Annotated in this window: 12 protein-coding genes; 8 read left to right on the forward strand and 4 right to left on the reverse strand. The window is 57.2% G+C overall.

All coding sequences use genetic code 11. From position 1 onward, the window contains the following. Nucleotides 1–119 precede the first annotated feature (119 nt). Complete coding sequence (gorA, locus tag AC6I8F_RS01045; RefSeq protein WP_058780218.1) at nucleotides 120–1,472, reverse strand: glutathione-disulfide reductase; 1,353 nt, start codon at nucleotides 1,470–1,472, stop codon at nucleotides 120–122. 130 nt (nucleotides 1,473–1,602) lie between these two features. On the opposite strand from gorA, the gene rnz reads away from it, so the two are divergent. Beyond that, entirely contained in the window at nucleotides 1,603–2,514 is a 912-nt protein-coding gene (gene rnz, locus AC6I8F_RS01050; protein ID WP_059012345.1) for a ribonuclease Z, read from the forward strand. A gap of 3 nt (nucleotides 2,515–2,517) precedes the next feature. On the opposite strand, the gene AC6I8F_RS01055 is transcribed toward rnz, so the two are convergent. Next, a complete protein-coding gene (locus AC6I8F_RS01055) occupies nucleotides 2,518–3,360 on the reverse strand; it encodes a 23S rRNA (adenine(2030)-N(6))-methyltransferase RlmJ (RefSeq protein ID WP_021508100.1) in 843 nt (280 codons plus the stop codon). Between the two features lie 336 nt (nucleotides 3,361–3,696). Between AC6I8F_RS01055 and AC6I8F_RS01060 the strand changes: the two genes are divergently transcribed. The 6 genes from AC6I8F_RS01060 to AC6I8F_RS01085 all read left to right on the forward strand — a co-directional run bounded on the left by AC6I8F_RS01060 (nucleotide 3,697) and on the right by AC6I8F_RS01085 (nucleotide 20,728). Next, nucleotides 3,697–4,146, forward strand: a complete 450-nt coding sequence (locus AC6I8F_RS01060; protein WP_021508101.1) for a YuaE family lipoprotein — start codon at nucleotides 3,697–3,699, stop codon at nucleotides 4,144–4,146. 389 nt (nucleotides 4,147–4,535) lie between these two features. Further along, a complete protein-coding gene (locus tag AC6I8F_RS01065; protein ID WP_498028401.1) occupies nucleotides 4,536–6,056 on the forward strand; it encodes a hypothetical protein in 1,521 nt (506 codons plus the stop codon). A 217-nt stretch (nucleotides 6,057–6,273) separates the two neighbouring features. Beyond that, nucleotides 6,274–8,316 carry an oligopeptidase A gene (gene prlC, locus AC6I8F_RS01070; protein ID WP_058759342.1) on the forward strand — a complete coding sequence of 681 codons (2,043 nt, stop codon included), beginning with the start codon at nucleotides 6,274–6,276 and terminating at the stop codon, nucleotides 8,314–8,316. An 8-nt stretch (nucleotides 8,317–8,324) separates the two neighbouring features. Then, on the forward strand, nucleotides 8,325–9,074 hold the full coding sequence (rsmJ, locus tag AC6I8F_RS01075; protein WP_021508104.1) for a 16S rRNA (guanine(1516)-N(2))-methyltransferase RsmJ: 750 nt from the start codon (nucleotides 8,325–8,327) through the stop codon (nucleotides 9,072–9,074). 505 nt (nucleotides 9,075–9,579) lie between these two features. Next, the gene (locus AC6I8F_RS01080; RefSeq protein ID WP_498028402.1) at nucleotides 9,580–19,764 is read left to right on the forward strand and encodes an Ig-like domain-containing protein; all 10,185 of its coding nucleotides are present in this window, start codon (nucleotides 9,580–9,582) and stop codon (nucleotides 19,762–19,764) included. A gap of 73 nt (nucleotides 19,765–19,837) precedes the next feature. After that, the gene (locus AC6I8F_RS01085) at nucleotides 19,838–20,728 is read left to right on the forward strand and encodes an OmpA family protein (protein ID WP_498028403.1); all 891 of its coding nucleotides are present in this window, start codon (nucleotides 19,838–19,840) and stop codon (nucleotides 20,726–20,728) included. An 84-nt stretch (nucleotides 20,729–20,812) separates the two neighbouring features. Here the strand turns inward: AC6I8F_RS01085 and uspA are convergent, their stop codons facing one another. Further along, nucleotides 20,813–21,250 carry a universal stress protein UspA gene (uspA, locus tag AC6I8F_RS01090; RefSeq protein ID WP_021508107.1) on the reverse strand — a complete coding sequence of 146 codons (438 nt, stop codon included), beginning with the start codon at nucleotides 21,248–21,250 and terminating at the stop codon, nucleotides 20,813–20,815. A 421-nt stretch (nucleotides 21,251–21,671) separates the two neighbouring features. Here uspA and uspB point away from each other — a divergent pair, with 421 nt between their 5' ends. After that, nucleotides 21,672–22,007 (forward strand): universal stress protein UspB, encoded by a 336-nt coding sequence (uspB, locus tag AC6I8F_RS01095; RefSeq protein ID WP_010618665.1) that lies wholly within the window; start codon nucleotides 21,672–21,674, stop codon nucleotides 22,005–22,007. A gap of 78 nt (nucleotides 22,008–22,085) precedes the next feature. On the opposite strand, the gene pitA is transcribed toward uspB, so the two are convergent. Continuing rightward, nucleotides 22,086–23,585, reverse strand: coding sequence for an inorganic phosphate transporter PitA (gene pitA, locus AC6I8F_RS01100; RefSeq protein WP_021508108.1), 1,500 nt, complete (start codon nucleotides 23,583–23,585; stop codon nucleotides 22,086–22,088). Nucleotides 23,586–23,784 lie beyond the last annotated feature (199 nt).

Genomic DNA, 23,784 nt, shown 5'->3' on the forward strand with positions numbered 1-23,784 from the left:
GCAAAACGCTGGCCGCCGCGCCAGCAAAGCAAAAATCATAGCGGGTATGCGCGCTGTTGAGTAGTCAGCAAACAAAAAAGCCCCCAGGCGGGGGCTGCGATGATGGCGCGGAGGCGGTGTTAGCGCATGGTGACGAACTCTTCCGCCGCCGTCGGGTGAATCGCCACGGTGTTGTCGAAGTCTTTTTTGGTGGCGCCCATCTTCAGCGCCACCGCAAAGCCCTGCAGCATCTCATCCATGCCGTTGCCGATACCGTGAATACCCACAATCTTCTCTTCCGGCCCCACGCATACCAGCTTCATGCGGCACGGCTGACGGTGCTGGGTCACCGCGGTATACATGGCGGTGAACGACGATTTGTACACTTTTACCTGGTCGTCGCCATACTGCTCACGCGCCTGCGGTTCGGTCAGACCGACGGTGCCAATCGGCGGATGGCTGAACACCACGGTGGGAACGTTGCTGTAGTCGAGATGCTCGTCCGGCTTGTTATTAAACAGGCGTTCGGACAGGCGACGGCCTGCCGCCACGGCCACCGGCGTCAGCTCGACCGCACCGGTGTTATCACCTACCGCATAGATGCCTTTGACGTTAGTGTTCTGGAACTTGTCGACCTGAATGTAGCCTTTGTCATTCAGCGCCACACCGGTCACCGCCAGGTTGAGGTTATCGGTAGCGGGCTCGCGGCCAATTGCCCATACCAGGCAATCCACCGTCTGCTGCTGGCCGTTTTCCAGCTGCAGCGTCAGGCTGCCGTCAGCATTCCTGATCACCGCTTTCGGGATCGATTCGGTGTGCAGCGTCGGACCTTCCGCCTGCATCACTTCAACCAGCGTCTCAACAATCAGCGGGTCGAAGCTGCGCAGCGGCGCATGCTGACGCACAAACAGGTGAGTTTCTGCGCCCAGCGCATTCACCACGCCGGCCAGCTCTACCGCAATATAGCCTGCGCCTACCACCGCAACGCGTTTTGGCAGCGCCTCCAGCTCAAAGAAGCCGTCGGAATCGATGCCGTACTCTGCGCCCGGCACCTTTGGATGGCTGGGACGCCCGCCGGTGGCGATCAGGATATGGTCGGCAGTAATGGTCTCGCCGTTCACTTCCACCGTGTGGGCATCGACAAAGCGCGCGAACCCTTTGATCACTTCCACCTGGTTTTTACCCAGCACGTTGTCGTATGAGGTGTGGATACGGTCGATGTAGGCGCTGCGATTTTTCACCAGCGTTGACCAGTCAAAGCGATTAACGGTGGTATCAAAGCCGTAATCCGGACCGTACAGGTGAATTGCTTCGGCGATTTGTGCCGCATGCCACATCACTTTCTTCGGTACACAGCCGACGTTGACGCAGGTGCCGCCCAGCTCTTTCGCTTCGATCAGCGCGCACTTCTGGCCATACATCGCCGCACGGTTAATGGAGGCGATACCGCCGCTGCCGCCGCCAATGGCGAGGTAATCAAAATGTCTGGTCATCCGTTGTGTCCATCTGTTGGAGGAAAACTGGCATAGAGTGTAACGCCGCTTCAGTTACCGGCGCAAAGTTTGCACCTATGTATGTAATAGGGTTGAATGCCGGCAAGGGGTTGGCTCAAAGGAACTTATCATGCACCTGACATTTCTTGGTACCGGCGCGGGCGCGCCCAGCCTGCAGCGCAACGTCACCGCCATTGCGCTGACGCTGTCGAAGCGCGGCGAGACCTGGCTGTTCGACTGTGGTGAAGCGACGCAGCATCAGTTTATGCGATCGGCGCTTAAGCCCGGCAAGCTGGAAAAAATCTTTATTACCCATTTGCATGGCGATCACATCTTTGGCCTGCCGGGTCTGCTCACCAGCCGTTCGATGGCGGGCCTGACCGAGCCGATGACGCTGTACGGTCCGAAAGGATTGCGCCAGTTTGTCGACACTGCGCTCAGCCTGAGTGGCTCTTATACCGGCTATCCGCTGGAGATTGTCGAGATCGAAGCCGGTCCGGTGCTGGATAACGGTGAGTTTCGCGTCACTGCTTATGCGCTAAACCACGTGGTCGAGTGCTATGGCTACCGCATCGAACAGCATGATAAGCCGGGCTTCCTTGACGCACCGCGCCTGAAGGCGGAAGGCGTGCCGCGCGGCCCGTGGTATCAGGATCTGAAACAGGGCAAACGCATCACGCTGGAAGATGGCCGCGAGATCAACGGCGCCGACTATCTTGGCCCGGCCACCAAAGGCAAAGTGCTGGCGATCTTCGGCGATACCGGCCCCACCGAGGTGGCGTTGCAGCTGGCGGCGAACGCCGATGTGATGGTGCATGAAACCACGCTGGAAGCGGCGATGGCGGAAAAAGCCAACGGGCGCGGCCACTCCACTACGGTGCAGGCGGCCAGCGTGGCACAGCGCGCTGGCGCAAAACGCATGATCGCTACGCACTTTAGCTCGCGCTATTTGTCACAGGATCGGGAAAGGCTACTGGCAGAGTGCCAGTCGGTGTTTCCGGCCACCGAACTGGCTCACGATTTTGCGATATTTGAGGTGTAGCGCTTATTCCGGCACGATTTGCGTCACGCTGTAGTGACCGGTGCCGGCGGGCACCAGTTTCTGGTGCAGCCACGGCAGCAGCTCTTCCATCTGCGCTTTCAGCTTCCACGGCGGGTTGATGACAATCATCCCGGACGCAGTCATGCCGCGCTGATCGCTGTCCGGACGCACTGCCAGCTCGATCTGCAGAATATTGCGGATGCCGGTGGCTTCCAGATCCTTCAGCATGTGCTTGATCTGCTGGCGCAACACCACCGGATACCACAGTGCATAGACGCCGGTGGCGAAACGTTTGTGACCTTCCTGAATGCCTTTCACCACATCCTGATAATCGCTTTTCATTTCGTACGGCGGGTCGATAAGGATCAGGCCGCGACGGGTCGGTGGCGGCAGTTTGGCCTTCAGCTGCTGATAGCCATCCGCGCGTTCAACGCGGGCGCGCGCATCTTTACTGAACTCACTGCGCAGCAGCGGGTAATCGGTCGGATGCAGTTCGGTGAGCTGCAGCTTATCTTCGTCGCGCAGCAGATGGCGGGCGATCAGCGGCGAGCCAGGGTAATAGCGCAGCGTACCGGTTGGGTTGAGGTTGCGAATCGCCGCCAGATAGGGCTTCAGCAGCGCTGGTGCGTCCGGCTGCTGCCAGATACGCGCAATGCCTTCCAGATATTCGCCGGTACGTTCGGCGTGCTCACCGCTCAGCTGGTAACGTCCGGCACCGGCGTGGGTGTCCAGATAGAGGAAAGGTTTTTCCTTCTCCATCAGGGCGGTGAGGATCAGGCTTTCAACGGTGTGTTTCAGCACGTCGGCGTGGTTGCCGGCATGAAAACTGTGGCGATAACTCAGCATAAAAAAGAGGGGTCCGCGGTTGGATCAATGAAGTCGAATAGATCGTGTGTGGCGCGATTATAGCCGCGCCGCATAAAAATTGCTGACGTTTTACCATCCGCTTAAGTTTTCAGCGCGCGGGTCGCTTTAGCGGAATGCGACCGGTCTGGTAGAGAACTAATTTCACGTAGGGATAATTCGACTCTCGAAATTTTACCGCAGATTAAGTAAGTTAGTAGCCGAAAACGAAGCGGTCGCGAGCGAAATGCCAGGAATGCGTCTCTGGCAAGGAAACTTTTCGGCCATGGCCGTATAATTTTTTGCTTCAAGCATCCTTAATAACTCCTGGTGACAATAATGAAAAAAATGACTGGTATCGCGGTGGCAAGCCTGCTGGCACTGGCCGGCTGCGCGAAACAACAGCCTGTTCATAGCCTGGTAACGCCGCCCGCCGCCGACGCTCAGCCGATGGCTGAATCCGCTGCACGGCCTGACGGCCAGCCGTTTGTAACCGAAGCGCCAGCCCAGCCGGCCGCTGCCTCGTTCGCTGACGATCGCGCCAGCAACATTCAGCAGTGCCGTAAAGAGCTGGATGCGATGCGCCTCTACAGCCAGGCGTCTTACGACAGCTACCAGGCGGAATTCCAGAAAATTGGCGCGCAGACCAACAAATATCTGCAGATTAAAGATTCGATCGGCGCGGATATTAACGATTTAGTCATGCCGCGCTATCAGTTCCAGATCCGTGAACTGTGCTTCCGCATTAAAACCCGTCTGTCACAGCTGATTATTCGCCAGGCCGGTTAACAATAACGGCGCAAGCCGACCCCTTTTTTAACAGCGCGACAACCTCGCGCGGTGGATGGCTTCATCTCAATTAACATATTGAGATGAGGCCTTTTGTTTTCTTAGCGGCAAGGAGCCGCGACTGGAGGTTTTGATGACACAGCGTCATCTGCTGGCGGTGCTGATTAGCGCGGCCTTACTGCTACCCGGACAGGCCGCGTCAGCGGCTGATGATGACATGCTGCGCGCGTTCAGCGAAGCAGCGCGCACCCTGCCGCCGGCACCGGCAGCAAAACCACAGCCACCTGCAAAACCGGCCGCTAAACCGGCGGCGAAAACCGTCAGCAAGGCAGAGAAAAAAGCCGCAACAGCGCCCGATCACAGTGCGGAACTGACGCGTCTGCGCGCGCGTGGCGGAGCTGGAAAAGCTGTCTGCGGCACCTGCGGTGAAAGCGGACGATGCGTTAAAGGCGCAGCTGGCTGCCAGCGACAAAAAACTGGCAGCGCTCAGCGCGGAGAAGCAGCAGCAGGAGAAAAACATCGCCACGCTGCAGCAGGCGCTGAAAGAGGCACAGCAGCAGCAAAGCGCCGGCAGCGCCCAGCTGACAAAACAGCTCAGCGACGCGCGCGCAGCGGCCACCCAGAGCGCCGACGCGCTGAAAGCGCTGAAAGCCGAAAACGAGAAAGCGCTGGCGGCGCTGCAGGCTGAGAGCAAAAAGCAGCTCAGCGCCCAGCAGGCCGGGAACGACAAAAAACTGGCAGCGCTCAGCGCGGAGAAGCAGCAGCAGGAGAAAAACATCGCCACGCTGCAGCAGGCGCTGAAAGAGGCACAGCAGCAGCAAAGTGCCGGCAGCGCCCAGCTGACGAAACAGCTCAGTGAAGCGCGCGCGGCGGCCACCCAGAGCGCCGACGCGCTGAAAGCGCTGAAAGCCGAAAACGAGAAAGCGCTGGCGGCGCTGCAGGCTGAAAGCAAACAGCAGCTCAGCGCGCAGCAGGCCGGGAACGACAAAAAGCTGGCGGCCCTACAGGCAGAAAACGACAAGGCGCTGGCGGCGCTGCAGGCTGAAAGTAAAAAGCAGCTCAGCGCACAGCAGGCTGAGAGCGCCCAAAAACTGGCCGCGCAGCAGACTGCAAGCGACAAACAGCTGAAAGCGTTACAGTCTCAGCAGACGGAAAGCGAGAAGAAGCTCACCGCGCTGCAGACGCAGCAGGCCGAGCGTGAAAAACAACTCGCCGCGCTGGATAGCGAAAAACAGCAGCAGGCGCACAACCTGGCGCAGCTGACGCGGGAACTGGAGGCGGCGAAGCAGCAACCGGCCGCTGCGCCGAAACTTTCTGCCCCGAAAAGCGATGCCGAACGCGATGGTTATACGCTGGGTCAGTTCATCGCTAGCAATGCGGTGGTGCAGCTGCAGATGGTCAAAGACATCGGCCTCAGCATCAGTATGGATCAGCTGATTGCCGGCTTAACCACCCAGCTGCAAAGCGGTGATTCGCTGCTCGATGGCGAAGAGATGGCGCGCCGTTACGCCACCATGCAGGCTTCCATTGGCAAAGGACTAAACGCACTGATTGAAAAAGGTTACGCGCAGCTGGACAAGAAAGTGGCGAAGCGTAAAGCGCTGAAGAAAGATCTCGGCATGCAGTGGTTTGCGGTGAAAAGCGTGAAAGGCAAACTGCTGCCGGACCAGCAGGCGGCGGTCAGCGTCCGCGTCACCACTCTGAGCGGCAAGGTAATCAACGATTTTTCGCACGATCAGGTGCCGTTCAACGACAGCCTGCCGCCGCTGTTGCAGGAAGGCATGTCGCTGACCGGTAAAGGCGGCGCAGTGGAAGGCTGGGCGCTGGCGAAAGATATTTATGAGCGCGAGCCGCTGCCACCGTGGGTCGCGCCGTATGATGTGATCCATTATCAGCTGACCATCAAATAACCTCTGGCCCGCCGTCTGGCGGGCTTTTTTTTTCAACATTGCGCGCTAGATCGCGCCGCTACTGATACGTGCACTTATTGTTGCGGCGCGATTCATCGCGCGTTTTTCTCTCTGCCCTTGCGGGTGGCATTGATTTTCCCCTCGTCTGGCCGCATGTTAGTAAAATTGCGCCGCGCCCCTGCGCGCGGCCCCACTCCATGATGAAAGGACTGCGCTTATGACCAATCCGTTACTCACGCCTTTTACGCTACCGCCTTTTTCCGCCATCAAACCTGAGCACGTGGTTCCCGCTGTAACTGAAGCGCTGAACGACTGTCGCGCGGCGGTGGAGCGCGTAGTGGCGCAGGGCGCGCCTTACACCTGGGAAAATTTAGTCCAGCCGCTGGCGGAAGTGGACGATCGCCTGGGCCGCATCTTCTCGCCGGTCAGCCATCTCAACTCGGTAAAAAACAGCCCGGAACTGCGCGAAGCCTACGAGCAGACGCTGCCGCTGCTGTCCGAATACAGCACCTGGGTGGGTCAGCACGAAGGCCTGTATCAGGCGTATCGCAACCTGCGTGAGGGCGAGAGCTACGCACAGCTGGATACCGCGCAGAAGAAAGCGGTGGATAACAGCCTGCGCGACTTTGAGCTGTCCGGTATCGGCCTCGATAAACAGAAACAGAAACGCTATGGCGAGATCGCCGCGCGCCTCTCCGAACTGGGATCGGCTTACAGCAACAACGTGCTGGACGCCACCATGGGCTGGAGCAAACTGATCACCGACGAAGCCGAGCTGGCGGGCATGCCGGAGAGCGCACTGGCCGCGGCCAAAGCGCAGGCGGAAGCCAAACAGCAGGAAGGCTGGCTGCTGACGCTGGATATCCCGAGCTATCTGCCGGTGATGACCTATTGTGACAACGCCGCGCTGCGTGAAGAGATGTATCGCGCCTATTCCACCCGTGCCTCCGATCAGGGCCCGAACGCCGGTAAATGGGACAACGGCCCAATCATGGCGGAAGAGCTGGCGCTGCGCCACGAACTGGCCGAGCTGCTGGGCTTTGACTCGTTCGCCGACAAATCGCTGGCAACCAAAATGGCGGAAAGCCCGTCTCAGGTGATCGACTTCCTGAACGACCTCGCCAAACGCGCGCGCCCGCAGGGTGAAAAAGAGCTGGCGCAGCTGCGTGCCTTCGCCAAAAAAGAGTTTGGCGTGGATGACATGAATCCGTGGGATCTCACCTATTACGGCGAGAAGCAGAAACAGCATCTGTACACCATCAGCGACGAACAGCTGCGTCCGTACTTCCCGGAATCACGCGCGGTAAACGGCCTGTTTGAAGTGGTGAAGCGTATTTATGGCATCACCGCCAAAGAGCGTACCGACGTGGATGTTTACCATCCGGACGTGCGTTTCTTCGACCTGTTCGACGAGAGCGGCGAGCTGCGTGGCAGCTTCTACCTCGACCTTTACGCGCGCGAGCACAAGCGCGGCGGCGCGTGGATGGATGACTGCGTCGGGCAGATGCGTAAAGCCGATGGCAGCCTGCAGAAGCCGGTGGCGTACCTGACCTGTAACTTCAATCGCCCGGTCCAGGGCAAACCGGCGCTGTTCACTCATGATGAAGTGACCACGCTGTTCCACGAGTTCGGCCACGGCCTGCACCACATGCTGACGCGCATCGAAGCGCCGGGCGTATCCGGCATCAACGGCGTGCCGTGGGACGCGGTCGAGCTGCCGAGCCAGTTTATGGAAAACTGGTGCTGGGAGCCGGAAGCGCTGGCGTTCATCTCCGGCCATTACGAAACCGGTGAGCCGCTGCCGAAAGCGCTGCTGGATAAAATGCTGGCGGCGAAAAATTATCAGGCGGCGCTGTTCATTCTGCGTCAGCTGGAGTTCGGCCTGTTCGATTTCCGTCTGCATACCGAGTTTGATCCGGCGCAGGGCGCGCAAATCCTCGAAACCCTGCGTGAAGTGAAAAAGCAGGTTGCCGTGGTGCCGAGCCCGGAGTGGGGCCGCTTCCCGCACGCCTTCAGCCACGTGTTTGCCGGTGGCTACGCGGCGGGTTACTACAGCTATCTGTGGGCCGACGTGCTGGCTGCCGATGCCTATTCGCGCTTCGAAGAAGAGGGCATCTTCAACCGTCAGACCGGTCAGTCGTTCCTCGACAACATCCTGACACGCGGCGGTTCCGAAGAGCCGATGGAGCTGTTCAAACGCTTCCGCGGCCGTGAACCGCAGTTGGATGCGATGCTGGAACACTACGGAATTCAGGGATAAGCCTGCTTGTGAAGATCGGTTTAGTGGATGAAACAGGCGCCGGAGACGGCGCCTTATTACATTTGGCGCAGCGCTGGGGGCTGGAGCAGGACGACAGCGCCACGCTGGCGCTGGTGCTGACAGCGCAGCATCTGGAGCTGCGTAAAGTGGACGAGCCGAAGCTCGGCGGCATCTTTGTCGATTTCGTTTCCGGCGCGATGGCGCACCGGCGCAAATTTGGCGGCGGACGCGGCGAAGCGGTGGCGAAAGCGGTGGGCATCAAAGGGGATTACCTGCCCGACGTGGTGGACGCGACGGCGGGATTGGGGCGCGATGCCTTTGTGCTGGCCGCGCTGGGCTGCCGCGTGCGTATGCTGGAGCGTCATCCGGTGGTCGCGGCGTTGCTGGAAGATGGTTTGCGGCGTGGCTATGAAGATGCGGAGATCGGCGGCTGGCTGCGCGAGCGCCTGACGCTGCTGCATGTGGTCAGCCAGCAGGCGCTGAGTGATATCACGCCGGCACCGGACGTGGTGTATCTCGATCCGATGTATCCGCACCGGCAGAAAAGCGCGCTGGTGAAGAAGGAGATGCGGGTGTTTCAGTCGCTGGTGGGGCCGGACGAAGATGCCGATGCGCTGCTCGAACCGGCGCGCCGTCTGGCGAAGAAGCGCATCGTGGTGAAGCGCCCGGATTACGCACCGCCGCTGGCCGGCGTCGCCACTCAATCGGCGGTGGTGACCAAAAGCCACCGTTTCGATATTTATCCGCCGTTGTCGTAAGCAGTCACTATGGCTTAGCGGCGTGAATCATCGCGTCGCTGCAAGCCATATAATTTCATATCATGACGATGCATAACGTGGATTGTGCATAGCCATAAGTTAACTGGTTAAAACTCATATATTTACTGTCTTCCGCCCGGAAATTCACTCCTTCCAGACTTATGCTAACCCATCAAGTATATTTCCGTTATTTTTTTGATATCAGTATTGCTATTTTTATGGTTTTTATTTTTAAGGGTGAAATTACTGATAAACATCCGACTATATAAGATTTTTCCCCTAAGAGATTAATCTTAATATTTATTTAAGTCATTGATAAAATTAATTATCTGTATTTTTTATCTGGATTTGTTTTGCGACATGTCTCAATAAGAAAGTGCGGTCCTTGTTGATATTATTTCCGCGTTAAGGATGGAGCTTTCATTGTGCTCTCTCATCCGGGAAATTTCTCAACGCTAACCTGGTTGTTTAGCGTGACTATTAAAATACATGGACTAAATAAATTATGAACGCCATCCCCGTTAATGTCGCCGTTGTAGACAAAAAAACGGTTGTCGAAGCGCAGGTGCTTCGCAACGGTAAAAATGGAAAACCAGTAAAAATCAAAGCCATTGCCAATGGGAAATATATCCTTGCTGAAGGTGAGAAGGGTGTTGCACCTGAAAACATCACCGTCAAGCGCGTAGGCAAAAGTCTCTGGGTTATCCTGGAGGATGGCGATCTGGATAAACCCGATCTCATCATTGAGGATTTTTTTGTCTACCCTGGTCAGCTGGTTGGTAAAGCAGAAGATAACGCTTTCCATGAATACATCGCCTCTGATGCGCGTGATGATCACGAAGCTGCAGCGCTTGCTGATGGCGATTATTCGGCGCTGGTGCTCGGGTCAGAATCCGTCCCGGGGCTGGATAATCTGCTGATTGCCGAAAATGGTCTGATTAACCCGATGCTGTTGGGTCTGGGTTTACTGAGCGCGATTGGTGCAGCGGCAGGCATCATTTATCACAATCACAAAAAAGATCACGGTAAGTCAGGTGAGGGTGAAGGCGGGAATCTGCCTGATCCGGTATTCACGCGAGGCGCAACCATTGATGCGGTGACGGATAACGTGGGCGCCATTCAGGGACCGCTGGCCAGCGGCGACTATACCGATGACGCGACGCCAACTCTGAGCGGCACCGGCACCAATCCTGGTAATACTGTTGAGATCTGGGATAACGGCACAAAAATTGGTGAAGCCATTGTCGATCAGGATGGTAACTGGACATTTACGCCAGGCACGGCGCTGGCTGAAGGCGACCATAGCTTCACGGTGATTGAACGCGACGGTAAGGGTAACACCAGCCAGCCTTCCGAACCGTTTGAGCTAATTATCGATCTCAAAGCGCCAGCACAGGCTACGCTGGACAGCGTATTCGACGATCACGGTTCGCTCACCGGGTTGATTGGCAACGGCGAGGCCACCGATGACAATACGCCGACCCTCTCCGGCAAAGCGGAACCGTACAGTACCGTATCGATCTACGACAACGGTGAAAAAATCGGTGAAGCACTGACTGATGCCAACGGCAACTGGACCTTCACCCCTGCAACGGCACTGGCTGATGGTGAGCACGCATTCACCGTGGTAGCTGCCGACCGTGCTGGTAATATCGGCCTGCCCTCTGCTCCTCACATCATCACTATTGATACGCAGGCACCGGTAAATCCGGGCATTGGTGAAGTCACTGACAACGTGGGTAGCATTGTCGGACCGGTAGACAACGGCGGCAGCACCGACGACAGGACTCCTACCATCGGCGGCGGCGGCACGCCGGGCGACGTGGTAACCATTATTGATGACGGCAAGCCGATTGGCAGCACTGTCGTGGGTGATGACGGCAAGTGGGAGTTTACGCCAGAACAGCCCCTGGAAGACGGTGAGCACAACATCGGTATCATCATCACCGATCCGGTCGGCAACGAGTCTGCACCATCAGATGATTACACCATTATTGTTGATACCCAGGCACCGGATAAGCCGCGTATTGTTGCGGTTATCGACAATCAGGGTGAACAGCAGGGTGAACTGCAGCCGGGCGATACGACCGATGATGCGCTCCCGACCATAAAAGGCGAGGCTGAAGCTGGCAGCATTGTTAATCTGTATGACAATGGCGTGCTGATTGGCTCCGCGCGAGCAGACGCCGCAGGCAACTGGGAATTGACTCCAAACAAACCGCTCAGCAATGGCGGACACTCTCTCACGGCAGAAGCAACGGACGCGGCGGGTAACGTCAGTGAACCGTCTGACAGCTTTGATTTCACCCTGATCACCGGTGGTGTACCAAGCGCGCCGGCGATTATTGGTGTGCTGGACGATGTGGGTGATATTCAGGGCAACGTCGCGAAAAACGGTGTCACCGATGACACCCGCCCAACCGTGCATGGCACGGCGCAGCCAGGCTATACCGTTTCCGTTTATGACGGTGATGTGCTGCTGGGCACCACCACCGCTGATGAAAACGGCCGCTGGCGCTTTACACCGGAAGTGGACCTGGCTGAAGGTGAACATCAGCTGTCCGCTACTGCTACCGATGCGGCGGGCAACATCAGTCCGCAGACCGGCGTGTATCCGATTATCATTGACACTACCCCGCCAGAAAATAGCGGCGACAACACCCTGACTGATGATGTCGGCGCGATTCAGGGCCCGATTAACAGTGGCGATACTACTGATGACGCCACACCTACCTTTGACGGTAAAACTGAGCCGGGCGCTGTGGTGATTATCCGTGATAACGGTGAAGAAATTGGCCGCGTTGTCGCGGACAAAGACGGTAACTGGACATTCACCCCGGAACAACCGCTGGCCGAAGGCGATCACAGCTTTTCTGCGCAACCGGTAGATAACGCCGGTAACAAAGGTGAAGAAAGCGCGCCAGTCGACTTCATCGTCGATACCTCTGGTGTTGAAGTGACGATTATCAACGTCTATGACGACGCAGGCGAAGCTGGCTACGTGCAAAAAGGTGGCGTGACTAACGATGCCACGCCGACCATCAATGGTTCAGCGACGCCAGGTGCGCTGATCCATATTTATGACAACGGTGAGCTGATTGGCTCCGCGCTGGCAAATTACAAGGGCGAATGGTCATTTACACCAGCGGAGCCGCTGAATGAAGGCGAACACAGCTTTACCGCCACGGCGACGACCGAAGCCAATGGCGTCAGCGCACCGACCGCACCGTTTGATCTGATCATTGATATCACTGCCCCGGGCAACGACGGCATTGACGAGGTGCAGGATGACGTAGGTAGCGTTCAGGGACCCGTCGAAAGCGGCGAGGTGACTGATGACAGCACGCCAACGCTGGTTGGTGGCGGCACGCCGGGTGACGTGGTGACCATTATTGATAACGGCGAAACCATCGGTAGTACCGTCATCGGTGATGACGGCAAGTGGGAATTCACGCCAGAAACGCCACTCAACGACGGTGAACACAAGTTTGAAACCGTAATCACCGATCCGGCGGGTAACACCAGCGAACCGTCCGATCCTTACACTGTCATCGTGGATACCACCCCACCCGCGAAACCGGAAATCGGCGATATCATTGACGATGTCGGTAACGAAACCGGGCCTATCGAAAACGGCGAATCAACCGACGACACGCAGCCGACCATCGGCGGTGGCGGCACACCGGGTGACGTAGTGACTATCATCGACAACGGTAATCCAATCGGCAGCACCGTGATCGGTGACGATGGCAAGTGGGAATTTACCCCGGAAGAGCCGCTGGAAGACGGCGAACACAATATCGGCATCATCGTGACCGATCCGGCAGGTAATGAATCCTCACCGTCTGACGATTACACCATTATCGTGGATACGCAGGCGCCAGAAAAACCTGTAATTAAAGAAGTATATGATAATCAAGGTGATAAGCAGGGTGCACTCAATCCGGGTGAGGTGACGGATGACGCCCAGCCGACCGTGCGCGGCGAAGCGGAGCCGGGTAGCCTGGTCAACCTGTATGACAATGGCCAACTGGTGGGTTCAGCTGTCACGAATGCTGAAGGCCAATGGGAATTCACGCCAACCCGACCGCTGCTGAACGGCGCGCATTCACTCACTGTGGAAGCAGTTGATGCGGCCGGTAACATTAGCGAACCGTCCGACAGCTTTGACTTCATGCTGGAGGCCGGCGGCGCGCCGACCGCACCGGCGATCACTGGCGTAGTGGACAACGTCGGAGATGTGCAGGGCGCAATTGAAAAAGGCGGCGTGACCGATGATGTCCGCCCTGGCATTAACGGTACCGCGCAGCCAGACAGCGTAGTCACCGTGTATGCCGATGGCAAAGTGCTGGGGACCGTCCTGACCGATGCCGCAGGCAAATGGTCATTCACGCCAGATAGTGACCTGGCCGAAGGGCTGCGTAATCTGAGTGCTACCGCGACCAACGCGGCCGGTAATATCAGCCCGTCAACCGGACTCTACCCGATTGTGATTGACACCACCGCGCCTGATGCCAGCAGCGATAATCAGCTGACGGATGACGTTGGCGACATTCAGGGGCCGATTAATAGCGGCGACACTACGGATGACGCGCAACCAACCTTCAGCGGTGTGACCGAGCCGGGTGCGACCATTATTATCCGCGACAACGGCCAGCCGATTGGCAGCGCGGTCGCCGGCAAAGACGGCAACTGGCGCTTTACGCCGGACCAGCCGCTGGCGGATGGCGATCACAGCTTCACTGCGCAGCCAGTTGATAAAGCCGGTAATAAAGGTACGGAAAGCCAGCCAGTTGATTTCATTGTCGATACCTCTGCGGTGCTGGTGACCATCAATAGCGTTTATGACGATGCGGGTTCTGTCACGGGCAACCTGACCAGCGGTGCGGTCAGCGATGACACCACGCCAACCCTCAACGGTTCGGCGACGCCAGACGCGCTGATTCACATCTATAACAACGGCACGCTCATCGGTTCCGCAAAAGCCAACTACAAAGGCGAGTGGAGCTTTACGCCAGATGTTGCGCTGGCGGAAGGTGAACATCACTTTACGGCTACGGCGACAAACGCCGCCGGAACCAGCGCCGAGTCGTCACCTTTTGACCTCACCATCGATCTGACCCCGCCAGTCGTGGGCGGTATTGATAGCGTCCTGGATGACGTGGGCACGGTGCAGGGCCCGGTCGACAACGGTGGCATTACTGACGACACCACGCCAACGCTGGTAGGTGAAGGCGTGCCGGGCGATGTGGTGACCATTATCGACAATGGTGAAACCATCGGCAGCGCGGTAATTGGCGAGAATGGCAAGTGGACCTTCACGCCGGAAACCCCGCTCAACGACGGCGAGCATAAATTTGAAACCGTGATCACCGATCCGGCCGGCAACAGCAGCCAGCCGTCCGATCCGTACATTGTGACTGTTGATACGCAGGCGCCGAACAAGCCAGCGATTACCGAAGTGTTTGATGACCAGGGCGATCGCACCGGTGCGCTGAAATCCGGTGATACCACCGATGACAGCATTCCTACCGTGAAGGGCACTGCGGAAGCCAACAGCCTGGTGAAGATTTATGACAACGGTGAACTGATCGGTAGCGTGCGCGCTGACGGGCAGGGCAACTGGCGCTTCGAACCGGGCAAACCGCTGGTTAACGGCGCACACTCGCTGACCGTGGAAGCGATCGACGCGGCGGGCAACGCTAGCGAGCCATCAGAGAAGTTTGACTTCTCGCTGGCAGCCGGCGGTAAGCCAACGGCACCGGCTATCACTGGCGTGATGGACAACGTAGGTGACATTCAGGGTGCAATCCAGAAAGGCGGTCTGACCGACGACGCGCGTCCGACCATCAACGGTACCGCCCAGCCGGGCAGCATCGTTACGCTGCTGGTTGATGGCAAAGCTGTGGGCAGCACCCAGGCCGATGGCGCCGGGAACTGGTCATTTACGCCGGACAGCGATTTGGCGGATGGTGTGCGCAACATCACCGCTACCGCCACTAACGCGGCCGGTAATATCAGTCCGGAAACCGGGGCGTATCCAATTGATATCGATACCTCCGCGCCAGAAGCCAGCAAAGGTAATCAGCTGATTGACGACGTTGGCCTGGTGCAGGGTCCGATTAACAGCGGCGACATCACCGATGACGCGACGCCCACCTTTAAAGGTAAAACCGAGCCGGGCGCCACGGTAATCGTGCGCGATAACGGTAATGAACTGGGTCGCGCGGTAGCTGATAAAGACGGTAACTGGAGCTTCACGCCGGATCAGCCGCTGGCGGATGGCGACCACAGCTTTACCGTTCAGCCGGTGGATAAGGCCGGTAACAAAGGGCCGGAAACTGACGCCATTGACTTCACCGTAGACACCTCCAAAGTGGTGATTGCTATCACTCAGGTGTATGACGATGCGGGCAGCATTACCGGTAATCTCACGTCCGGTCAGGTGACAGATGACACCACGCCGACCCTGAAAGGCACCGCAACCGGCAACGCGCTGGTGAAAATTTACGACAATGGCCAGCTGATTGGCAGCACGGTGGCAGCCAAAGACGGCAGCTGGAGCTTTACGCCTGGCGTTGCGCTGAGCGAAGGGCCGCACAGCCTGACGGCGACCGCCACCACGCCGGCACACGGCGAGAGTGAGGCCACAGCCGCCTTCGATATCACTATTGATATCACGGCGCCAAACAACGCGGGTATTGAGGATGTCCGTGATGACGTGGGTACAGAGCAGGGCACCGTGGACAACGGCGGCGCGACTGACGATACCACGCCAACGCTGACTGGCGGCGGTAAGCCGGGCGACGTGGTAACCATTATCGATAACGGTGAAACCATCGGCAGCGCGGTAATTGGCGAGAATGGCAAGTGGACCTTCACGCCGGAAACCCCGCTCAACGACGGCGAGCACAAATTTGAAACCGTGATCACCGATCCGGCGGGCAACAGCAGCAAGCCGTCTGATCCTTATGTAGTGAATGTGGATACGCAGGCACCGAATAAGCCAGCGATCACTGAAGTGTATGACGATCAGGGCGATCGCCGTGGACCAATCGCTGCAGGCGACACCACTGATGATGCGACACCGACGGTACGCGGTACTGCTGAAGCCGACAGTCTGGTGAATATTTATGACAATGGCGTGCTGATAGGCTCAACCCGCACTGACGGCAAAGGCAACTGGAGCTTCGAGCCACCGTTACCGCTGGCCAACGGTGCCCATGCGCTGACAGCGGAAGCGGTAGATGCCGCTGGTAACGTCAGCGAGTCGTCAGACAAGTTTGAGTTTGGCCTGATCAGCGGCGGTGTGCCGAATGCGCCGGCGATTACCAGCGTAATGGATAACGTAGGAGACATTCAGGGCCTGGTGCAGAAGGGAAGCGTCACCGACGATGCACGACCAACCATTAACGGTACCGCACAGCCGAACAGCCTCGTTACGCTTTATGCAGACGGCATTAAGCTGGGCACGGTAACGGCAGACGCCAACGGTAACTGGAGCTATACGCCAGCCAGCGATCTGCGTGACGGCGTGCATAACATCAGCGCGACTTCCACCAATGCTGCCGGCAACGTCAGCCCGGAAACCGGCGTCTATCCGATTGAAGTGGATACCACGGCGCCAGGCAACATCATCAATCCGGTACTGACGGATGATGTCGGCCAGGTACAGGGGCCGATTCGCAGCGGCGAGACCACCGACGATGCCACGCCGACCTTTAGCGGTAAAACTGAGCCGGGCGCTACAGTAATTGTGCGCGACAACGGCAAAGAGCTGGGCAGAGCGGTCGCCGATGACAGCGGTAACTGGACGTTTACCCCGGGCACGCCGCTGACGGATGGCAAGCACAGCTTCACTGCGCAGCCGGTCGATCTCGCCGGTAACCAGGGCCCGATTGGCGGGGCGATTGACTTTACCGTCGACACTTCTGCGGTGGTGGTAGCGCTGACCCGCGTGGAAGACAACGCCGGCAGTGTCAAAGGCGATCTGAGTTCCGGCCAGGCCACCGATGACACCACGCCAACGCTGTACGGCACCGCAACGCCGAACGCGCTGGTCAAAATTTATGACAACGGCAAGCTGATTGGTCAGGTAAGCGCTAACGCGCAAGGCCAGTGGAACTTCACGCCGGGCACAGCGCTCAGCGAAGGTTCACACGCCCTGACCGTGACGGCGACCACTGAAGCACACGGCGAAAGTGAGCCAACCAGCCAGTTCGATCTGCTGATTGACATCACCGCGCCGAATAAGGGCGTGATTGAGTCCGTCAGCGACGACGTCGGCACGGTTCAGGGACCAATTGGCAAAGGCGGCTACACCGATGACACCACGCCAACCCTGTCCGGCCGCGGTACGCCAAATGATAAGGTCACCATCATCGATAACGGTACGCCGATTGGTGAGGTCACCGTTGGTAACGACGGGCGCTGGAGCTTTACCCCGACTACGCCGCTTAACGATGGTACGCACAACTTCACCGTGGTGATGACCGATCCGGTGGGCAACAGCTCGGCACCGTCTGACGTCTGGCCGGTGATTGTCGATACCCAGGCACCGAATCCGGTGGTGCTCACCAGCATTATGGATAACGTTGGCAGCGTGACAGGTGAGATTAAGCGCGACGGCGTGACCGACGACAAGCGGCCAACGCTGAATGGTACTGCCGAGGCCAATAGCCTGGTGACCATTTACATTGGTGAAGATGCAGTAGGCTCGGTGAAAGCGGATGCCAGCGGCAACTGGAGCTTTACGCCGGGCAGCGATCTGGCTGACGGACGCTATGAGTTCACCGTCACCGCCACCGACGCGGCCGGTAACACCAGCTACCCAACCCAGCCGTGGGCGATAACCGTTGATACCGTGGCGCCGAACCTGCCAGCGATTGTACGCGTCTACGATGACGCCGGCAGCATCACCGGTGATGTGCTGAACAACGGCATTACCGATGATAAGCGGCCGACTATCAGCGGCACCGCCGAGGTCAACAGTATCGTTACCGTATATATCGACGGCACGCCTGCCGGTACGGTACGCACCGATGGCAGCGGCAACTGGAGCTTTACCCCGGGCAGCGATCTGGCCGACGGCCTGCACCGCATCACCGCCACCGCCACCGATACCGCGGGCAACACCAGCGGCCAGACCGCGGCGTGGAACATTACCGTAGACACCGTGGCACCAAACGCACCGGTCATTGTCACCATTGAAGATGATGTCGGCAGCATTAAGGGCAACATCGACAAAAATGGCGTTACTGACGACAAACGCCCGACCCTCAACGGTACCGCCGAGGCCAACAGTCTGGTGACGGTGTACATTGATGGCATTGCCATGGGCAGCACCCGCGCCAATGGCAGCGGCAACTGGAGCTTCATCCCAGCCAGTGACCTGACGGACGGACTGCACCACATCAGCGCCAAAGCCAGCGATAGCGCCGGCAACAGCAGCGGTGAGGCTCAGACGTGGGATATCACCGTCGATACGGTGATCAGCACCCCGACCATCGATACAGTGTATGACAACGCCGGCAGCAAAACCGGTAACGTGGCTAACGGCGGCAAAACCGACGATACCACGCCGACGCTGTCAGGCAAGGCGGAAGCCAACAGTGTGGTGACCATTTATGATGGCAGCACGAAGCTGGGTTCGGTGACCGCGGGGGCAGATGGCAAGTGGACGTTTACGCCGTCACCGGCGCTGAGCAATGGTGATCATCATTTCAATGTTCAGGCGAGCGATAGAGCAGGAAATATAAGTGCCAAATCCAGTAATTGGATGGTTAATATTATGCCTGATACCAATTCTGGCAAAGAGGATTATCAAAGTCGAAATCTTACGATTTTTTCTAATGGACAGGATTACAAAATTGGTGATGTCAATTATCACGTTTATAGCGTTGGCAGTGGTACCGGTACCGGTATATATTCGCCAGGAATTCAACAGTACAATAATAATAAATTTCTATATATTGGTGATGGAGCAAAGGTTAAAATTGACGTTGGCCCAACCGATAAGTTTGGTCTGGCCGGTTCAATATTTAATGGCGGAGGATACACCCTAGATTACTATAATCTTGAAGGTCAGTTATTAGGATCGCGAACTGTTAAAGGTCAAGGTTCATCTAACTCTAACGATTACGATTCTACTTGGCGTGACGCTTCTTTTAATGCCCCAAATGGAGAATTAATTGGTCATGTTATATTAACCGTCAACGATCCTTGGGGCCTGCAATTTGATAACTTATGGTGGGGGAGTGGCACAAACACCAATTCGTTGAATAGCCTGCAAAATAATGATTACTTCTTAACAGATGTCTCGCTTCTGAGCGAGGATACAGTCTCAATATTAGAAGAAGACCTAAGCATTTCTCAATCAGGGGGTGGTCATGTTTTTGATATGGATATCCTGACTGAAACTGAAAGGCAGAATGTTGGTATTCGAATTGTTGATATTCTAACTCAGGATGAATCAAGCGAAGAGATTGAAAATGTAATTGTCAACGGAGAGGATTTTAATATTATTCAGCTTTCTGATCTTCTTAAAGATGGCACAGATCTCGGCGACTGGTCGCAGGTGGCGGGTACGATTACTCAGGGCGGTCAGGTCTACGACGTCTATCGTCACAGCGGAGTGGAAGGCGAATTGCTGGTGCAGCAGGGGGTAAAAGTCGAACTGGATAACCATTAATCAGCCGTGGCTTTTTTAACCTGTTAACCATCAATACTAATCGGGTGCCCTTGTGGGCACCCGTGGAGGAGTTATGAAAACTTTCAGCCTTACCCTGCTGGCCGCACTGCTGGCCGGTTCCGTCACCCTCAGCCATACCGCGCTGGCAGCAAAACCGTTCGGCGAACTGTATCAGCCCGTAAGCGGCGTACCGGCATCGCAGACCCAGGTGGTGTACTACCGCACACTGGCGCAGTCGGGCAATGATGCGGCGCACGTGTATGTCGACGGCGAATTCCAGACCGCGCTGCTGCCGGGCGGTTTCAGCGTGTTCTGCCTCAAGCCGGGCAGCCACTCGCTGGATAACTATATGAAAGACGCGCCGCGCTACAGCGGTAAGCGCGCCCAGGCGTGGCGCGACAACTTTGCCGGCGGCACTACCTACTTTGTGCGCCTCGGCAACGTCACCACTGGCCAGCCGCAGGTGGTCAGCCGCCAGCAGGCGGAGCGGGAACTCAACGGAGCGCAGCAGCAGATCCACGCGCTGTCGCGCGCATCATCGGTAGTGAAGTGTGACAACCTCGCGCCGCGCAGCTACAAAGACTACGTGCTGGCTGGTGACGTGCTGTTTAACTTTGGCAAATCGTCCATTGGCGATATCTCCGCCGCCGGCCGCCGCGCGGTTGGCGCACTGATTGCCGAGCTGCAGCGCGATCGCGCCGAGCTGAAGAGCCTTGAAGTGATTGGTCACACCGACCCGATTGGTAACGCCAGCGCCAACCGCCAGCTCGGTCAGCAGCGCGCTGCGACGGTACGCCAGATGCTGATTGACGGCGGCCTGCCAGCCACGGTTATCCGCGCCAGCAGCGCGGGCAGCAGTGAACCGGTGGTGGAGTATTGTGAAGGATCGCGCGCCGCACAGATTGCCTGTAACGCGCCGAATCGCCGGGTGGTGGTGCGGGTGGCGCTGAACCAACAGCCGTAAGCGTCAGGAATTTCCCTAAGCCATGTTGTAGTTGTTCTGTTATTGCAGTCTTTTGCCCCTCGGTCCGAGGGGCTTTTTTACTGGTTATTCCTCTTCCTCATCGCGCAGCGGCACAATCAGCATATCGATATGCACGGTATTGATCAGCTGGCGCGCTGACGACATCAGCTTGCTCCAGAAATCCTGATGGTGTCCGCACACCACCAAATCAACATCGTATTTTTTAATCGCGTCCACCAGCACCTGGCCGAGATCGCCGCTGCCGCTCAGGGTTTCGCTAATCGGATAACCGGCGTTGGTGGAAAGCTCGCGCAGCGCGGTGTGTGTCTCTTCCGAAATTCGCTTCTGCATGTCGCCGAGGTTGACGTCAATCAGCCCGGTGTAGAGATCTGAATAGTTCACATCAACGTGAATCAGCGAGATTTTTGCATCATAAGGACGGGCCAGTGATACCGCTTTATCAACCAGTAACTGGCTTTCCGGGGAAAGGTCTACTGCAATCAGGATGTGTTTATAAGCCATGATAAAACTCCTTTCTCAAGATTCTGGGGCAACCGAATTTCTGCCGTTCGGCTGGCGTAATCCTTTGCGCGTAACGGCGATGAAGCGCCACCAACCACAATGTCAGCCACGCAGGCGAATAATTGTTATATCCCGAGTATAGCCAGAGTGGGTAGCAAATGCTGCAAACCGAAGCCCGGCTGTGAGTCAGATCATGGGTTATCGCTTTTTTCGCTCGCGCTGAACGAAAATCATCGCTGGAAAAAATTTAAACAGATCTCCTACACTGAAAATGAGGGCCACTCCAGTCCGGGTAGCGCGCTCAGGTCCGCATAACAACAATGCAATTCGATTCATCTGTGGCTGGCTTATTTCCCGTGGGGCGTCTGCAGCTTTTCCCCGCTGCACGTAACGTCATTGCGGCTCCAGCCGGGAGGGGAACATGATCAGCACTATCGCGCTTTTTTGGGCTCTGTGTGTGGTTTGTCTGGTGAATATGGCGCGTTACTTCTCATCGTTGCGCTCACTGCTGGCGGTGCTGCGCGGGTGCGATCCGTTGCTGTATCAGTATGTTGATGGTGCCGGTTTCTTTACGTCCCACGGTCAGCCGAGCAAGCAGGTGCGGCTGGTGCGCTATATCTGGGAGAAACGCTATCGCGATCATCACGACGATGAATTTATTCGTCGCTGCGAGCGGGTGCGCGGTCAGTTTGTTCTGACCAGCGGGCTGTGTTTTCTGGTGGTGGTGAGCCTGATCGCCTTAGCGATTTGGCACTGAGAAGGGGAGCGGGTTCTGTCGCGGCGCGCTGTATTGTATTCGCAACGCACCACGACAGAACCCTGCAACGCTGAAGCGTTAAATCAGCTTTAGCGCAATCCAGTACAGCGAGCCAGACAGCAAAATACACACCGGCAGGGTGAATACCCAGGCCATTGCGATATTTTTGATGGTGCGGCTTTGCAGCCCACCGCCATCCACCAGCATGGTACCGGCAACCGACGATGACAGAATGTGCGTGGTCGAAACCGGCATCCCGGTGTAGCTGGCGATACCAATCGACACCGCCGCCGTTACCTGGGCCGACATGCCCTGCGCATACGTCATGCCTTTTTTACCGATCTTCTCGCCGATGGTGGTCGCCACGCGGCGCCAGCCAATCATGGTACCGATGCCGAGCGCCAGCGCGACCGCCACGATAATCCATACCGGCGCATACTCGATGGTGCCGAGCAGATCGCCTTTCAGCTTATTGAGGAAGCGCTTATCGTCGGCGCTGGTCTCCGGCAGCTTAGCGGCTTTGTCCGCGGTGTCGGAGATGCAAAGCAGCAGACGACGCATCTGACCGCGCTGGTCAGGTGTGAGATCGCTGTAGCTCTGCAGATTACCCAGCAGACCCTGCGCACGGTTAATCGCATCAAGCGCACGGGAGCTATCACAATGGAACTCCTGCGGGCCGCCGAGCGACTCTTCCGGCGTCGGCACTGCCGGTGGCGCCATCTGCACGATGTGCGTCAGCGACTGGCCGTGCTGCTGGTAATACTGTTCCAGATGGTTCACCGCGTCGCGCGTACGGGTGATGTCATAACCGGAGGCATTCATATTCACCACAAAGCCCGCCGGCGCGACACCGATCAGAACCAGCATGATCAGGCCGATGCCTTTCTGACCGTCGTTGGCACCGTGCGAATAGCTCACGCCAATGGCGGAGACAATCAGCGCGATACGCGTCCAGAACGGCGGCTTTTTCTTGCCGTCGATCTTTTCGCGGTCAGCGGGCGTCATGTGGATGCGAGCCCGTTTTTTGGTGCTGCTCCAGTAGCGACGCAGCAGGAAAATCAGGCCACCCGCAATGATCAGACCAACAATCGGCGACAGAATCAGGGAGAGGAAAATATTGATGACTTTTGGCAGGTTCAGCGCATCCACCACCGACGTGCCGGTCATCAGCGCATTGGTGAGACCAATACCGATGATGGCGCCGATCAGCGTGTGCGAACTGGACGCCGGTAAGCCGAGATACCAGGTACCGAGGTTCCAGATAATCGCCGCCAGCAGCATGGAGAACACCATGGCGAGCCCATGCGCCGAACCGACATTCAACAGCAAATCGGTTGGCAGCATATGCACGATGGCATAAGCCACGCTCAAACCGCCGAGCAGCACACCTAAGAAGTTGAACACACCGGCCATCACAACCGCCAGTTGCGCCCGCATCGCACGGGTGTAAATGACTGTAGCGACCGCGTTGGCAGTGTCGTGAAAGCCGTTGATTGCTTCGTAAAACAACACAAACAGCAGAGCAAGAACCAATAACAGGCCGGTGCTTAGGTCAAGACCAGCAAACAGATGTAGCATAAACGTTACGCCATTTTGGAGGACATGAACGCGGCGCATTATCTGCGACAACGTGCGCTATGGGAAAGAAAAATATAGCTCTTTTTTGTCTTAAATTTGTCATCCGGCAGGTAATTAAGGACAAAAAGACCGGAAAATGAGCAAGTTACAATATGACACATTTACGGCTTTTTTTTGACGCTGGCGCGAAAAGCCGCAG

The organism is gamma proteobacterium symbiont of Axiagastus rosmarus (genome assembly GCF_059730925.1).

What these genes read in the sequence shown, in the direction of transcription:
- prlC (WP_058759342.1), top strand. Translation starts at nt 6,274, where the DNA reads ATGACCAATCCGTTACTCACGCCTTTTACGCTACCGCCTTTTTCCGCC.
- AC6I8F_RS01085 (WP_498028403.1), top strand. Translation starts at nt 19,838, where the DNA reads ATGAAAACTTTCAGCCTTACCCTGCTGGCCGCACTGCTGGCCGGTTCC.
- uspA (WP_021508107.1), bottom strand. Translation starts at nt 21,250, where the DNA reads ATGGCTTATAAACACATCCTGATTGCAGTAGACCTTTCCCCGGAAAGC.
- AC6I8F_RS01055 (WP_021508100.1), bottom strand. Translation starts at nt 3,360, where the DNA reads ATGCTGAGTTATCGCCACAGTTTTCATGCCGGCAACCACGCCGACGTG.
- uspB (WP_010618665.1), top strand. Translation starts at nt 21,672, where the DNA reads ATGATCAGCACTATCGCGCTTTTTTGGGCTCTGTGTGTGGTTTGTCTG.
- rnz (WP_059012345.1), top strand. Translation starts at nt 1,603, where the DNA reads ATGCACCTGACATTTCTTGGTACCGGCGCGGGCGCGCCCAGCCTGCAG.
- AC6I8F_RS01060 (WP_021508101.1), top strand. Translation starts at nt 3,697, where the DNA reads ATGAAAAAAATGACTGGTATCGCGGTGGCAAGCCTGCTGGCACTGGCC.
- AC6I8F_RS01080 (WP_498028402.1), top strand. Translation starts at nt 9,580, where the DNA reads ATGAACGCCATCCCCGTTAATGTCGCCGTTGTAGACAAAAAAACGGTT.
- gorA (WP_058780218.1), bottom strand. Translation starts at nt 1,472, where the DNA reads ATGACCAGACATTTTGATTACCTCGCCATTGGCGGCGGCAGCGGCGGT.
- pitA (WP_021508108.1), bottom strand. Translation starts at nt 23,585, where the DNA reads ATGCTACATCTGTTTGCTGGTCTTGACCTAAGCACCGGCCTGTTATTG.